Below are 13921 nucleotides of genomic sequence, written 5' to 3'. Positions count from 1 at the left end.
ATCAGCCGAAGGAGTTCAACCGGGCGGCGACCCTCTTCGCGAGGCCGTCCACTTGCGCCCTCTCCTCAACGCCCGGCTGGTCATGGGTACGCGCCGAAACGTCCACAACGGCGTTGGACACCCTGAACTTGGCGTGCACATCGAACACCTCGACGCGAGCCACGATGACGACGTAGGTCGCCTTGTCGGTGACCCCGTAGCCCCTCTCTCCAACGCCGACCGGCGTTACCCGCGCACCCCGGCGAACACGGTTGTCGTACCAGTTCTGCAGCGCATCGGCGGCGACTTCAGGGCCGGTCCGATCCGTGGCCGCATGCTTCGTCTGGACGTGAACACGCACCGTCCGGAACGGCCGGTCGATCCCCGCCGGCACGCTGCTCCATTTGCACTCTGACCAGGTATCCCCGCCCCATCCAAGAAACGACCGAGGCTTGGACGCCCCAGGCTCTCGCCGCCCGTTCGAAACCAACGGCGCAAGGACTCCCGCTTCAGGCATGAGCGCGCACGCGTCCAGATCCTCGAACCGTCCATCCGAGTTGAAGAGCCCGAGCCGCCAGGCGGCCACCACCCCGCCCCCACCCACCACGGCAACAAAGGCACACGAGATCGCAACCCCGACCCGCCACCGCACCCACCCAGACAAACCCCCACCAACCACCCACCCAGCGTGACACACCCGCCACACCAACATGACGACCGAAGGTCACGGGGAACTGAGCGCCGCCGTGATCTGCTTGCGATCTCCCGCATGGTGGGTCCTCGCCAGCAACCGCCGCAGCGCCGCGGAATCCGAATAAGGCTCCTCTGGCCACAACACCACGCACAGCGCCGCGGCGCGCAGGGCGGCGTCGTCCGCCTTCTCCAGCCGCCGAGCGACGTCCTCCTTGATCCGCGCCCGGGTGGCCCAGCACTCGTCCCAGTCATCCTTACGCTGAGTCCTCACGGCAAGCGCCGTGGCAGCCCGCTCGTCGCCAATGTGATCCACAAGCCAACGACCAAGCTCCACCGCCGAACACCGAACCTGATCAAGCCCGTCACCCCGACGAAGGCTCCGCTTCAACTCCCCCAACTCGTCCTCGCGCATAAAGCGCACCCTGCCCCCCAACCCCGACAACCGCACCACGAGAACCCGAACCGACCCGCGAACGGCCACCCAGATAGGGCCCGCTTCTCGCTCCCGAAATCAGTCCCCGCCACGATCCATCGCGCGCCCCCACCCGCCCCAGAAGTCGGCGATCATGCCGATGATGGTCAGGCCCTTGCCGTCGTCGAGGAGATCCTTAGATCAGGAGTCGCGGTCGGCGCCGATGAGGACGTAGCACATCAGGGCCGGCTTGTCGCTGCGGTTGTGCCAGGCGTGGCGGGTTCCCTGCTGGACGACGCAGGCGCCGGGGGTGAGCTTGACCTCTTCGCCGTTGTCCAGTTCCAGGTGTAGTTCGCCTTCGAGGCAGATGCCGTAGTCGATCGTGTCGGTGGTGTGCATGCCGGGGTGGTCGGGTTCGAACACGTCCATCAGGCCGGGGAGTTTGTCGGTGGCCTCGGCCGCCAGTTCGTCCGGGTCGCCGAGTTGTTCTGGGGCGGAGGACTCCGGCGCCCACCGCAGGAACAGGATGCGGGTGCCCGCGGTACCGGGGAAGAACGGGACGAGTTTCGGCTGCCGGGGTTCGGTGCCCACGGTGGCGCCGCCGTCCTCGGTGCCCCACAGCAGGTAGAACTCCGAGCCGGGGATGGCGCCGACGGTGATCGGTTCGCCGGGCTGGTCGGTGACCAACACCGAGGTTCCGTCGGCCTCGCGGCCCGTGACGATGAGACGGGGTTCAATGGCCATGATCGCGGCTCCTTCGTGGGGTGGTCGGGTGCTGGCCTACCGTTGGTGTCCTGCTCGTAGTTGCCGTTTGGAGAACTTCCCGGTGGCGGTCTTGGGGATCTCGGGCACGAAGACCACCTGTTCGGGGATCCACCAGCGGGCGACGTGGTCGGCCAGGTGCTCGCGCACGTCGTCGGCTGTGAGCTCGGCTCCGGGTCTCGGGACCACGTAGGCGACCGGCCGTTCGCCCCATCGTTGGTCGGTCACCCCGATCACGGCGGCTTCGGCGACCCGGGGTTCGGCCATGATCGCGTTCTCCAGCTCGACGGAGGAGATCCACTCACCGCCGGACTTGACCAGGTCCTTGGTCCGGTCGACGATCCGTACGTACCCGTAACGGTCGATCGTCGCCACGTCCCCGGTCCTGAGCCAGCCGTCTTCGGTGAAGGCCGGGCCGGGCTCGGCCTCCCCGAAGTACCGCCCCGCGATGGTGGGCCCCATGACCTGGAGCTCTCCAGGCCTCGCCCCGTCCCACGGCACTTCGGCGTCGTCGTCACCGATCAGACGCACTTCGGTCAACGGAATCGCCGGGCCCGGGGACCCGATGACCGCGCGCCGGGCGTCGGCGTCCAGGCCGTCGTGCACGGTCGCCAGCCGCGAGGTGGTCACCACCGGGCTGGTCTCGGTCATCCCCCAGGCATTGGTGAGCGGTATCCCGATGGCCTTCTGGTACGAACGAGACAGCGCCTCGTCGACCGCGCCGCCACCGCAGACGATCATCCGCACGCTGGACAGGTCATGGCCGGCGAGGTACGGCTCCATGCCCCGCCATACGGTGGCCACCGCACCGGAGAAGGTGACACGGTGCCGCTCCATCAGCGAGATCAGTCCGGCGGGATCGGTCACCGGGCCGGGCAGGACCAGATCCGCGCCGCTCAGCATCGCGGCGTACGGCAGCCCCCAAGCGTTGACATGGAACATCGGCACGACGGGCATGACCACATCGCGCTCATTGATCCCGAAATTGTCGGTCATCAGCAGCAGCAGCGCATGCAGGACCACCGAGCGATGGCTGTACAAGACGCCCTTGGGGTTCCCAGTCGTCCCCGAGGTGTAGCAGAGCGCCGCCGCGGTGTTCTCATCGGGCACGGCGAACTCTTGACCGACGGGCGCGGCCTCGGCGATGAGGGTCTCGTAGTCCAGAATCCGCGGATCGTCCGGCAGCGGCACATCGGCACCATCGTCCATGACCACCGCGTACCGCATGCCGGCCGAGGCGGAGACCACCGGCCAGACGATCGCCAGCAACGAACGATCGATGAAGATCACATCGTCGGCGGCGTCCTCGACGATGTAGCCGATCTGCTCGCCGAACAACCGGTGATTGATGGTGTGCAGAATCCGGCCGGAGCACGGCACGGCCAGATACAACTCGACATGCCGCTGGCTGTTCCACCCGAACGTTCCAACCCGGGCCTGATGCGGAACCTCCAGACGATCCAGCACCGCCGCAAGACGGCGCGTCCGCTCACAGACCTCACTCCAAGCCACAACCGTCTCCCCCGCGGCATGGCCCGACACCACTCGCTTGTGCCCGAAATACCGCTCAACCCGCCGGAAGACCAGGGGAAGGGCCAGGGATCGTTCCTGCATCAAGCCGTGCATCCGGTCGGCGTCCCTCCTCGCAGGGATACTTACTAAGCGCATAGTTAGTGATATAGTGCCTGGCTGTCAACACCCGGAAGAGGACTTGACGCCCACCGTGCACGAAAGTAACTCTGCGTCCAGTAAGTGTGTGGGAGCGCGACGGATCAGGGAGCCCGGCATGCGCAAAGGCATCGTGGTCACGGCGAAGCCCAGAGTCGAGGGCCTCGCGGCACTGGCCGGGGAGCGGGAGATGACCGGCTCCGCGCGGGTCTTCTGAGCGGCATGGTGGCCAAACGTGGTCCACGGCGCCGTGCCAGACCGGCGATGATCCGGCTCGACGACGCGTCCGAGCAGCTGTGGGACGCCGAACTCGGCGACGTGGCGAAGGCCCTGCTCAACTCCGCGGTCCTGTGCTTCTCGGCGAAGGAGTTCCACGCGACCACGACGCGGGACATCACGGCGAAGATCGGGATCTCCCCCGGAGCCCTCTACGTGCACTTCGAGTCCAAGGAAGAGGTGCTGTACGAGATCCTCCGCATGGGCCACACCCGGGTCTTGGAGGACCTGCGCCGGCTGCCTGCCGGCGAGGACGCACGCGCAGACCTGTGCCGCCTGGTCGCGGCGTTCGTGTCCTGGCACGCCAGGCACCACACGGTCGGCCGGATCTGCCAGTACGAGCTGGGGCCGCTGGGACCCGAGCACTACGACAAGATCCTGGCGCTGCGCGGTGAGATCAACACGATCTTCCGGGACGCGGTCCACCGGCACATCGAAGACGCGCGGATCTCCGATGTGCCGGTGTCCGACGGGGACGTCAACAAGATCGCACGGGCGATCCTGTCACTCGGGGTCGACCTGGTGCGCTGGTACCGGCTCGATGGCCCCGACACCCCCTCGGAGCTCGGGGAGTTCTACGCCAGGCTGGCAATCAAGATGACCGAGGTCGCGCAGGCGGCAACGCCGACGAGATAGGAGACCGGTGAGCCCGGCTTGATCTCGTGCGTGCTCCGTCCACCTTCACCCACGGTCGTCGCTTCCGTTATTCTCGTCCTCCCTTGACAGCGCTGACCGTTTCCGTCGGCGGGTGAAGCATCGCGTCCGCGCGGTGGGCTCGGAGCCGGTCCATCGCCTGATGCAGTCCGGGGCTCTCGATGGCCACGATCGCTCCGAGCAGGGCAGCGTAGAGCAACTGGGTGAAGTAGTCGGGCATGGCGGTGACCGCGACGACCTGTGCGAGCAGGGCCACCGACAGCGCACCGGCCAGCAGCCCCAGCGGGGCTCCGCGGCCGCCGGCCAGGGACACGCCGCCCACCAGGGCGGCCACGGCGGCAAGGATCAGCGGTTGCAGGCCCGGGTCGGGGTTGGCCGACGCGAGGCTGTAGCTGAGCAGGGCACCGCCCAGAGCGGCCAGCGTCCCCGACAGCGCGAAGATCCCAACGATCCGCCGGTCCACGTTGACTCCGGCGACGCGGCTGGCCCGGCGGTCGCTGCCGATGGCGCGCAGTTCGCGTCCCAGCTTGGTGTAGGCCAGGACGAGCGCGGCGATGAGGAAGGCCGCGAGCGTGATCAGGCTCCGGGGCGAGAAGATCCCGGCGATGGTCTGGTCGACCCACAGCGTCGCACCGTCGTTGGCGAAGGTCTTGCTCTGGCCGCCGGACATCGTGTAAGCCAGCCCCAGCAGCGCGATGTAGGTCGCGAGCGTGACGGGGATGGACGGGATCCGGAGCCGCGCGATCAACCCGCCCTGCAACGCGCCGATGGCGGCACCCGCGGCCACGGCCGCCAGCACACCCAGGACGGGGGCCGTCCCGCCGACCTGGACGGCGAGCATGCCACCGAACGCGTAGGTCCCGGCGACCGACAGGTCGAACTCGCCCGCGATCATCGTGATCCCGAGCGCGAGGGCCAGCAGACCCAGCTGGGCGAAGCCCTGCAGCGCGTTGTAGACGTCGAACGTCTCCAGGGCCTCGCCGCTCACCATCGGCGAGCACGCGAACAGGACCAGCACGGCGAACAGGGAGACCGCGGGGATCAGACGGTCAGGCGCGGCAAGCCGACGGCGGGTCATCGGCGGCCCTTGGTGGCGCGCAGGTACACGAAGGTGACGACGGCGAGCACGAGGATTCCCTTCACGAGGATCTGCACGCCGGTGGAGAACCCGCGCAGCAGAAGCACGTCCGAGATGACGGAGATCAGCACCGCGCCGCCCAGGGTCTGCAGGGCGGTCCCTCGTCCACCGGCGATCGCGGTACCGCCCAGCAGCACCGCCGCGATGGCATCGAGCGAGAGCGTGCCGCCCAGCGTCACCGTGGCGGAGGTGTGGAACGAGGCGAGGAACACCCCGGTCAGCGCGATGCACGCGCCGAAGAAGGCCCACGCGATCACGGTCACCCGCCCGGCGGGCAGCCCGGCCGCGCGTGCCGCGTCCCGGTTCTCCCCCACCAGGTACATCTGCCGCCCGGCGGTCGTGCGGCGCAACGTCCACTCCGCGAGGACGGCGACGGCGAGCAGAACGTACACGGCCAGGGGGAGGGCCAGCGGTGTGGCGTTCAGCGCGTCGAACGCCTTACTCTCCGGGTAGACCGTCGTCCCGTCGCTGAACCAGGTGGCGGCGCCGCCGAGCGCGAACCCGGCGGCGATGGTCAGCACGATCGGGTTGGCGTTCCAGTAGCCGATGACCGCGCCCTGCAACGCGGTGAGCGCGACTCCAGCCGCGAGCGCGATCAGCAGGGAGACCGCGAGGCCCAGTTGCTGCGTGCTCAGGAAGAGCATCGCCACGACGGTCGCGGTCTGCGCGGTGGCCAGCGACACCACGGATCCGGAGATCATCACCAGGGTGGCGCCGATGGCGGTGATGCCGACGAAGGCCGATGAGGCGAGGATCGCGCGGACGTTGTCGGCGCTGAAGAACCGCGGTGTCGTCATGGCCAGCGCGACGAGCAGCAGCACCAGGACGGCGGGGCCGATGTCGAACGCGCTCGGCCGCCACCTCCCGGACACGCCCGTGACCGGCGCGGGATCGGCGGCGCCATCGGGCCGCCGCGGGTCCGGCGCGGCCGTCGCCGCGCCGCCGGAGGGGTCGTCAACGCTCCTCATGCTTCCCCTGCTCCGTAGGTCATGTCGCGCATCAGCTGCGCGCTCTCGGCGTCGCCCTGGTAGCGGTTCACCGTCCGGCCGTCGCGCATCGTGACGATCACATCGCCCAGTTCGAGCAGCTCCTCCAGCTCGGTGGACGCGAAGATGACCACGAGCCCGGAGTCGGCGGCCTGGCGGAGCAGCCGGTGGATCGCCGCCCGTCCGCCGATGTCGACGCCGCGGGTGGGCTCGTCCAGCAGCAGGGCACGGACGTCCTCGCGTTCCAGGCACCGGCCGACGAATGCCTTCTGCTGGTTTCCGCCGCTCAGGGTCCCCACGCGATGGCCGAGCCGGTGCCGCGGCAGGCCCGACCGCTCGGCGAGCGACCGGGCGGCGAGGCGCTCACGCCGTGGCCGCAGGACGCCGCCCCTGCCCAGGCGGGGAAGTCGGGTCGCGACGAGGTTGGACGCGACGGACTTGTCCAGGAACAGGCCCTCGGACTTGCGGTTGTTGGACACGAAGGCGATGCCGCCGCGCGCGGCGCCGACCGGGTCGCGGAACGGAACCGGCCTGCCGTGCAGCTCGACGGTTCCGGTCGCCTTGGGGTGAAGGCCCGCCAGGGCGCGCAGGACGTCGGACGCGCCGCTGCCGAGCTGGCCTGCCAGTGCGTAGATGACGCCCGCCTGCGCGGTGAGGGCGAAGTCGCCCAGGCGTCCGGGCACGCGCAGGTGCTCGACCCGCAGCGCGTGCGCGAGGTCCCGGGCGGGCTCGCGCACGGCGGCGGGACGGTGAGGCGCCTCGCCGAGCATCTGCACGATCAGCTCGTCCACCGTCAGGTCCTTCGCCGGGGTCGTGGCGACCTCGCGGCCGTCGCGCAGCACGGTCACCGAGTCGCACAGCTCCAGCACCTCCGACAGCCGGTGCGAGACGAAGATGACCGAGCAGCCGGTGGCTGCGACCCGCCGGATCGCCGCGAACACGAATGCGCTCTCGGCGTCGCTGAGCGTGGCCGTGGGCTCGTCCAGGATCACCAGCCGGGCGTTCTGGCTCAGCGCCTTGGCGATCTCGACCAGCTGCCGGGTGCCGATGCCGAGCGCCGAAAGCGGCTGGTCAGGGCTGATGTGCTTCAGGCCCATGTCGTCCAGGATCCGGCGGCAGCGCGCCGCCGCCTTGCGCCTCCGGTTGACGAAGGGTGCGTCGATGTCGCCGAGGAGCACGTTCTCCAGCACGGTCAGCGCCGGGACGACGCTCAGCTCCTGGTCGACGAGGGCGACACCCGCGCGCTGGGCGGCCTGGCGGCTGCGCAGCACGACCTCGTCCCCGCCGATGACGATGCGTCCGGCGTCGGCCGCCAGTTCTCCCGACAGCATCCGCACCACGGTGCTCTTGCCCGCGCCGTTGTGGCCGCACAGGCCGTGGATCTCGCCAGGCCCGACGGTGAAGGAGACGTCCTGGACCGCGGGCACGCCGTTGAACGAACGGGCCAGGCCTTCGACGCGCACCTCGGTGCCGCCGGAGGCCCGCCCCGTTTCCGCTCCGCTCACGCGTGGCTGCACTTCTCGGCCTGCTGGGCCACGTTCGCGGCGGTGATCCGTTCCTCCTTGACGATCTCCTGCCGCGGCGGGTTCTTGTCCGTCAGGAACCGGACGACGTAGTCGGCGGTCTGCGCGGCGATCGTGCCGGGATCCTCGGTGGCCGTGCCGTAGAGCCGGCCCGCCTTGATCGCGTCAATACCGGCCTTGAAGCAGTTGCTGCCGGTGACGACCAGTCCCTTCTTGCCGCCGACCGGAAAGCCCGCCTGCGTGGCCGCCTGGATGATCGGCAGGGCCATGTAGTCGGCCATGCCGTACGCGGCCTGCACCCCGTCCTTGCCGTGCTTGGCGAGGAGTTGCCGGGCGATGGTGCCGGAAAGCTGCGGGTCCCAGTTGGCGTCCTGCTCGTCGACGACCTTGTACTGCGGCGCGGTCGCCATCACGCGGTTGAAGCCCTTCATGCGGTCCTGGGTGACGAGCATGGACTTGGTGCCGGTGAGGACGATGATGCTCCCTGAAGTGCGGCCCTGCGCCTTCAGACCTTCGATGATGTTCTGCGCGGCGAACTCGCCGAGCTTCTCGTTGTCGGAGAGCACCGCCATGACGTCGCCGGCGACCGCGGGGTCGGGACGGCCGTCGACGGCGAGCACCGGGATCCCGGCGGTCTTCGCCTTCTTGATCGGCACCACCATCGCCTTGGTGTCGAGCATCGCGGTGACGATCAGATCCGGCTTCTGCGCGACGGCCTGGTTGAACTTCTGGACCTGGGTGCCCGGGTCCATCGTGGTCAGGTCGTTGATCTTGACGCCGGTGGACGCCAGCCGGTCCCCGAACACCTTGTTGTAGTAGGCGCCCCACGGATTGGACTTCCCGTAACCGACCAGAGCGATCGTCTTGCCCTCAAGCGACTTCCCCGAGGTGCCTGCGGAGCCCGACTGGCCCCCGCACGCGGTGGCCAGCAGGGTCAGCCCGAGCACGCCGGCGGCGAGACCGGCGCGGAGCGAAGTGGTGATGCGGAACATGGGCTCCTCGACTCTTGATAGAGGGAGACCGATAACTGAATAAGCGCATAGTCACCAACGCGGATGGCTGTGTCAAGGCTCACAGTGCTCACACGACGGCACGGCATCCTGCGAGGTGGAGTCGGTTGGCGCCGCTGTACGTCCACTTCCGGTCGCAGGAAGCGCTGTGGGTCAGGGGCAGAGGGATCATCGCCGTCTGACCCTGCTGATCTGGTCACCGACGGCGCCAAGCCGCCACCGGCATCGCCTACGCCGCTCTCGCCACGAAGATCATGCGGCACTCCAGCCCGCCTCGCGAACGGCCGGCTCACCCGTCCCGCCCAAGCGGGCGAGCCGGAGCCGACATGAACAGGACGGTCATCTCATGCTCCGCACGCGGCGCGGACGGTTGTCGACGCGACGCGGACCGCGGTGATGGCGTGGGCGGTGGCGGCCACCGATACGGGGTGAGGGCCGCCGACATGGCCCTTGTCGGCGTAGCAGTACAGCCGGTCGCCCGCACCGGAGAGCCGGTCGATCGGCGCGAGTGTGCATCCAAGATGAGGTGGGTCTTGTACCGCGCGACGGGCAGCGCTTGCAGCGCAGGTACACCAGCGCCAGGCTCGGCGGAAATGCCCCCGTATGGCGCAAGAGCACGAGGGGCACCGACCAGGGCGGCGACCAGGGCGGCGAATGTGTGGAGGTCGCGCTTTTGCGGGCGTAGTTAAGGTGCGGGACGGCAAGGATCCCGATGGCGGCCATCTGACTCTCACCAGTGAGGCGTTCGCCGCGCTCGTCCGGGACCTTGGGAAGCTGCGCTGAGACGCGGGTCAGGGGCGGTATCGGTCGCGCCATAGGTGCGCGTCGTGGTGCACACCGGACGCATCTTTCACCGTCCAGAAGTGAGGCGTCCACATGACCTCGGGCGCTTCCGGTGTTGGGAGTTCTGGGGGCGGGTGGTTGGGTGGCGCGGCATTCTTGGGCGTTGAGGTTGGTCGGAGGGTGGCGACCGGTGACTGGCCGCTCCCAGCGTCTTGAGGTGTGGTTGCTGTGGTTGAGAGTGCTCTTGAGGACGTCCCGGCGAAGGATGGCGAGGGCCCGGACGAGGTGAGGGCGGAGGCTTCGTGGTTGGGGCGCGGGGTTGCCTTGTTCACTCCTGTGTTCGCCGTTGCGGCCGGGTGGCTGGCCGGGGTCGTCGCGCAACTTGTGCCCGGGGCGGATCTTGATGAGACGCAGGTGACCACGTTCATGGTCGCTGCGACCACGGCGGCTTTCGGGTCCGGGTGGAAATGGCTTCAGGGGTGGCAGCAGCATGAGCGGTTCGTCGCGGAGGGCAAGGCCGCACCGGTTAAGAGCGTGCAGCGGCGGCGGAGTCGCAAGGCGAAGTGAGAACGGCCACGCCGCCGAAATGGAGGGGCGGCGGGCGTAGAGGTAGAGATAAGTCCACCTGAAAGAGGGGGGCATGCCCACGGACGGGGTTATGGACGTCCCGGCAGAGTGTTCACGCAGATACCGACTCGGAAGGGTTTCTCGTGGACACGGTTCTTGCTCGCCGCCTCACCGGATGGTCGTGCCTCGCCGCCGCCGCGGCATTCATCGTCGAGGTTCCGCTGTACTTCGTTTACTCGGGGCCGCCGCCGGATGCCAATGTTCTCAGCCGGCTCCTGATCGGGATTCTCGCGCTGGGATTCCTGCTCATCTTCGTGACCGGCTTCCGGGAGTTCGTCAAGAGCGTCGACCCGCGGTACGAGTGGGTCGGGAATCTCGCGTTCACGACCGGAGTCGCCTACGTCGTCGTCACTCTGGTGTCGAGTGGGCTGGAGGCCGGCGCCGTCATCGAGGCCGATCAGGCGATCGACCCCACGATCATCGTCAGCGGGACTTACATCCTGTACGGATCCATTGGGCGGATGCTCCTGGGGTTCTTCCTCGTCGCACTCGGATATGCCGTCATGAAGACCGGTGCGCTGCCGCGCTGGACCGGGACGTCCGCCTACGTGCTGGCGCTCGTCAACTTCGCCTTCATCCCGTCGCTCTTCTTCGGCAACGAGCCTTCGTTCTTCTACGCCGCCAATGGGTGGGGGACGACGGCCTCGATGGGCGCCATCCTCAGCTACTGGCTGCTCATGATGGGCATCGTCACGCTCCGAGGCAGGCGAAGTGCCGTTCCGCTGCCCCAGGGCGCGCGGAGCTGAGTGGACGCGGGGGCGTCGGATGGCCGTCGCGGGCGAAAGCCTGCGGCGGCCACCAGGCCTTTGGCCGATAGGTTCACCTGACGTCGTTCCGTGTTCATCTGGTGGCCCGACCGCGGCGTTAGCCATGGGGTGTGCGTGCCATTCTCGTGCTTCTGCTCTTGTCCTTCGGTGTTGTGGCGTGCGCGAACGCCGGGGCCTCGATCGGCGGAGGAGAGGTCATCGTCGTCGGGGTGAAGGCCGACCAACCCGGACTCGGGCTGAGGAAGGACGGGGTTTTCCAGGGATTCGAGGTCGATGTGGGCCGCTACATCGCCCGGCATCTCGGTGCGTCCCGGGTCGAATTCCGGGAGGTCAGGTCGGACGACCGGGAGCGGAAGCTCAAGGATCACGTGGTCGACCTCGTCCTGGCGTCCTACTCGATCACCCCCGATAGGGCCAAGCTCGTGACGTTCGGCGGGCCGTACTACGTCGCCCATCAGGACGTCATGGTGCGGCGTGGCGAGGCTCGGATTCGGGGGGTGCGCGATCTCGCGGGGCGGAAGATGTGCGAGGCGAGCGGGTCGGTGTCGACCGAGCGTGTGGTGACCGGGTTGAGCGTTCCGGCGCGGCTCGTCCCCGGGTCGTCCTACAGCGACTGCGTCGCGAAACTGCGGGGCGGGGCGGTCGACGCGGTGTCCACCGGAGATCTCGTGCTGGCCGGGTTCGCGGCGCCGGATTTGAGAATCATCAACGCGCCCTTCACGGACGAGCGTTACGGCGTAGGAATGCGGAAGGGCGATGTCGAGGGGTGCGAGCGGGTGAACCACGCCCTCACGACGATGTATCAGGACGGGACGGCCGGCCAATTGCTCAAGAAATGGTTCGGGCGCAGCGGGATCACGCTGGTCGGAACCGTCCCGCAGTTCGAGGGCTGCACGGAGTGACCCCGCTGGAGTGTCGGTGGCGGTCGTTAGGGTCGAGGGTATGGCTGAGGAGCAGGTTGTCTGGGGAGAGTTGCTCCAGGTGGGGTTTCTGCACGCGCTCCGGGAGGCCCACCGCGAAGCGACGCTGGCCGTGTTCGGCGGGCTGAGCCGGGCGGCGGGGTTCACGGAGCGGTCCTACGGGGTCAGCGCCTTCGACGTCCTCACCTCGCAGATAGACCGGATCTTCGAGGGCGAGCCCCTGGTAACGCGGGACGATCTGAACGGGTCGCCCGGGTGGCGGTACGGGCGCTACCGCGTCCTGCTCAAGCACCACGAGTTCGGCAACGTGCGGGGCATCCGGTGGGATCGCGACAGCCCCACCAAGCAGTCCGTCGCGCAGCAGAGCTACCTCGACGACCCGCAGCTGGCGCTCCCGCTCGGAATCGGCCACAGCGACACGCCCGGCGTGGTGACGCTCGTGCTCGCGCACAGTGCCAGTGAGGAGCCGCTGGAAATGGAGCTCTTCCTGGGACGTCCCAGGTGGAACGCGGACGGCGGCACGGCCTGGCACTGGGTGAAACCTCTGGACGACACCATCGGCGCCGATCCACGTCGTAAGCTCGTCGAGCGGACGATGCCGCTCTGGGGCGACGATGAACGAGACGTGCCCATGCGGCTTCGCGGGGAGACGAGAACGGCCTAGCAAAGGGTGGCGCAGGGTGCTGTTCGACTGCGAGCGGCTGACGCTTGCCCGGCGCCTCCGGGGGCTGCGCAAGAACCAGCTCGCCATGGCCGTCGGGACGACGCCGAAGGCGATCGGGCAGTACGAGGCGGGCGTCCAGAAGCCCGAGGAGACGACCCTGCGGCGGCTGGCGATCGCGCTCGGCGTGCCGGTCGAGTTCTTCCACACCGGGCGCAGCCCCGTCTCCATGGACGGTGCCCACTTCCGGTCACTGCGATCGACCAGCCAGATCGAGCGCGACCAGGCGCTGGCCTACGGGCGGATCGCCACCGACGTCGTCGCCGCCCTGGAGGAGCACGTCGACTTCCCCGAGGTGGCCCTGCCCGAGTACCCGGTCTCACCGGACGAGATCGCCGGTCCCGGTCCCGTCGAGGCGGCCCGGCTGACCAGGAAGGCCCTGCTCGACCAGCCGGGCCCGGTGCCGCACGTCGTCAGGCTGCTGGAGTCGCACGGCGTGATCGTCCTCGTCCTGCCGGAGGCCGCCGAGCGGGTCGACGCGTTCAGCGTGGGCGTCCACCCGCGGCCGATGGTGTTCTTCAACCCGGCCAAGGGCGACTACTGGCGGAACCGGTTCGACGGGGCCCATGAGCTGGGCCATCTCGTGATGCACGCCGACGCCGAGCCCGGAGAGAAGATCGTCGAGGATCAGGCGCACCGGTTCGCCGCCGAGTTCCTCATGCCCGAGGAGGGCATCGCCGCCGAACTCCCGCCGACGCCCGACTGGGAGCGGCTGGCGTCGCTGAAGAGCACCTGGGGTGTCAGCATGGCCGCGCTCCTCTACCGCGCGCGGACGCTCGGGATCATGAAGGAGACCGCGTACCGGAACGCGATGAGCGCGATGAGCGCGCGGGGCTGGCGGCGGCGCGAGCCGGGCCCGGCCCGGGGGCTGGAGCGGCCGACCATGCTGACCCGCGCGATCGAGATCGTCGGCCAGGCCGGGGTGGACCGGGACGAGGTGGCCGAGCGCTCCCGGGTGACCCGGGCCGATCTCGACCTCCTGGTCCCGCACCGCTGAACCCG

The 13921-nt window shown here is 68.9% G+C and carries 15 protein-coding genes; 7 read left to right on the top strand and 8 right to left on the bottom strand.

The features are described 5' to 3' along the window. Window position 1 precedes the first annotated feature (1 nt). The 4 genes from BM339_RS42260 to BM339_RS42245 all read right to left on the bottom strand — a co-directional run bounded on the left by BM339_RS42260 (window position 2) and on the right by BM339_RS42245 (window position 3472). Window positions 2-373 carry a hypothetical protein gene (locus tag BM339_RS42260; RefSeq protein ID WP_075024491.1) on the bottom strand — a complete coding sequence of 124 codons (372 nt, stop codon included), beginning with the start codon at window positions 371-373 and terminating at the stop codon, window positions 2-4. Window positions 374-703: 330 nt separating this feature from the next. After that, complete coding sequence (locus BM339_RS42255; RefSeq protein WP_143118817.1) at window positions 704-1084, bottom strand: hypothetical protein; 381 nt, start codon at window positions 1082-1084, stop codon at window positions 704-706. A gap of 201 nt (window positions 1085-1285) precedes the next feature. Next, window positions 1286-1828 (bottom strand): cupin domain-containing protein, encoded by a 543-nt coding sequence (locus tag BM339_RS42250; RefSeq protein WP_021592659.1) that lies wholly within the window; start codon window positions 1826-1828, stop codon window positions 1286-1288. 36 nt (window positions 1829-1864) lie between these two features. After that, window positions 1865-3472: a long-chain fatty acid--CoA ligase gene (locus BM339_RS42245; RefSeq protein WP_075024489.1), complete on the bottom strand. Its 1608-nt coding sequence runs from the start codon at window positions 3470-3472 to the stop codon at window positions 1865-1867. Window positions 3473-3778: 306 nt separating this feature from the next. Between BM339_RS42245 and BM339_RS42240 the strand changes: the two genes are divergently transcribed. Continuing rightward, the gene (locus BM339_RS42240) at window positions 3779-4426 is read left to right on the top strand and encodes a TetR/AcrR family transcriptional regulator (protein ID WP_021592656.1); all 648 of its coding nucleotides are present in this window, start codon (window positions 3779-3781) and stop codon (window positions 4424-4426) included. 67 nt (window positions 4427-4493) lie between these two features. Here the strand turns inward: BM339_RS42240 and BM339_RS42235 are convergent, their stop codons facing one another. Genes BM339_RS42235 through BM339_RS42220 form a run of 4 tightly spaced genes read right to left on the bottom strand, consistent with a single transcriptional unit; the run spans window position 4494 to window position 9083 of the window. Further along, entirely contained in the window at window positions 4494-5522 is a 1029-nt protein-coding gene (locus BM339_RS42235; RefSeq protein WP_075024488.1) for an ABC transporter permease, read from the bottom strand. Beyond that, on the bottom strand, window positions 5519-6550 hold the full coding sequence (locus tag BM339_RS42230; protein ID WP_075024487.1) for an ABC transporter permease: 1032 nt from the start codon (window positions 6548-6550) through the stop codon (window positions 5519-5521). Before BM339_RS42230 ends, BM339_RS42235 begins: the two co-directional genes overlap by 4 nt. Continuing rightward, window positions 6547-8073 carry a sugar ABC transporter ATP-binding protein gene (locus tag BM339_RS42225; protein WP_177287909.1) on the bottom strand — a complete coding sequence of 509 codons (1527 nt, stop codon included), beginning with the start codon at window positions 8071-8073 and terminating at the stop codon, window positions 6547-6549. The genes BM339_RS42230 and BM339_RS42225 overlap by 4 nt, the downstream gene beginning before the upstream one ends. Beyond that, a complete protein-coding gene (locus BM339_RS42220) occupies window positions 8070-9083 on the bottom strand; it encodes a sugar ABC transporter substrate-binding protein (RefSeq protein WP_075024486.1) in 1014 nt (337 codons plus the stop codon). The genes BM339_RS42225 and BM339_RS42220 overlap by 4 nt, the downstream gene beginning before the upstream one ends. Before the next feature lie 621 nt (window positions 9084-9704). Between BM339_RS42220 and BM339_RS52795 the strand changes: the two genes are divergently transcribed. The 6 genes from BM339_RS52795 to BM339_RS42190 all read left to right on the top strand — a co-directional run bounded on the left by BM339_RS52795 (window position 9705) and on the right by BM339_RS42190 (window position 13916). Further along, on the top strand, window positions 9705-9884 hold the full coding sequence (locus BM339_RS52795) for a DUF397 domain-containing protein (RefSeq protein WP_083598484.1): 180 nt from the start codon (window positions 9705-9707) through the stop codon (window positions 9882-9884). A 219-nt stretch (window positions 9885-10103) separates the two neighbouring features. Further along, window positions 10104-10451, top strand: a complete 348-nt coding sequence (locus BM339_RS42210) for a hypothetical protein (RefSeq protein ID WP_152563845.1) — start codon at window positions 10104-10106, stop codon at window positions 10449-10451. A gap of 143 nt (window positions 10452-10594) precedes the next feature. Then, entirely contained in the window at window positions 10595-11257 is a 663-nt protein-coding gene (locus BM339_RS42205) for a hypothetical protein (RefSeq protein WP_075024485.1), read from the top strand. A gap of 146 nt (window positions 11258-11403) precedes the next feature. Further along, a complete protein-coding gene (locus BM339_RS42200) occupies window positions 11404-12180 on the top strand; it encodes a glutamate ABC transporter substrate-binding protein (RefSeq protein ID WP_161790971.1) in 777 nt (258 codons plus the stop codon). Between the two features lie 40 nt (window positions 12181-12220). After that, window positions 12221-12862 (top strand): hypothetical protein, encoded by a 642-nt coding sequence (locus tag BM339_RS42195; RefSeq protein WP_075024535.1) that lies wholly within the window; start codon window positions 12221-12223, stop codon window positions 12860-12862. 16 nt (window positions 12863-12878) lie between these two features. Then, window positions 12879-13916, top strand: coding sequence for a helix-turn-helix domain-containing protein (locus tag BM339_RS42190; RefSeq protein WP_021592646.1), 1038 nt, complete (start codon window positions 12879-12881; stop codon window positions 13914-13916). Window positions 13917-13921 lie beyond the last annotated feature (5 nt).

Source organism: Actinomadura madurae, assembly GCF_900115095.1.
Lineage (GTDB): Bacteria > Actinomycetota > Actinomycetes > Streptosporangiales > Streptosporangiaceae > Spirillospora > Spirillospora madurae.
Note: the sequence above shows the minus strand (reverse complement) of the source record. Positions and strands in the feature narration are given on the sequence as shown.

Coding starts and splice junctions, on each gene's coding strand:
- BM339_RS42255 (WP_143118817.1), bottom strand. CDS start 1,084: ATGCGCGAGGACGAGTTGGGGGAGTTGAAGCGGAGCCTTCGTCGGGGT.
- BM339_RS42250 (WP_021592659.1), bottom strand. CDS start 1,828: ATGGCCATTGAACCCCGTCTCATCGTCACGGGCCGCGAGGCCGACGGA.
- BM339_RS42245 (WP_075024489.1), bottom strand. CDS start 3,472: ATGCACGGCTTGATGCAGGAACGATCCCTGGCCCTTCCCCTGGTCTTC.
- BM339_RS42240 (WP_021592656.1), top strand. CDS start 3,779: ATGATCCGGCTCGACGACGCGTCCGAGCAGCTGTGGGACGCCGAACTC.
- BM339_RS42235 (WP_075024488.1), bottom strand. CDS start 5,522: ATGACCCGCCGTCGGCTTGCCGCGCCTGACCGTCTGATCCCCGCGGTC.
- BM339_RS42230 (WP_075024487.1), bottom strand. CDS start 6,550: ATGAGGAGCGTTGACGACCCCTCCGGCGGCGCGGCGACGGCCGCGCCG.
- BM339_RS42220 (WP_075024486.1), bottom strand. CDS start 9,083: ATGTTCCGCATCACCACTTCGCTCCGCGCCGGTCTCGCCGCCGGCGTG.
- BM339_RS52795 (WP_083598484.1), top strand. CDS start 9,705: ATGGCGCAAGAGCACGAGGGGCACCGACCAGGGCGGCGACCAGGGCGG.
- BM339_RS42195 (WP_075024535.1), top strand. CDS start 12,221: ATGGCTGAGGAGCAGGTTGTCTGGGGAGAGTTGCTCCAGGTGGGGTTT.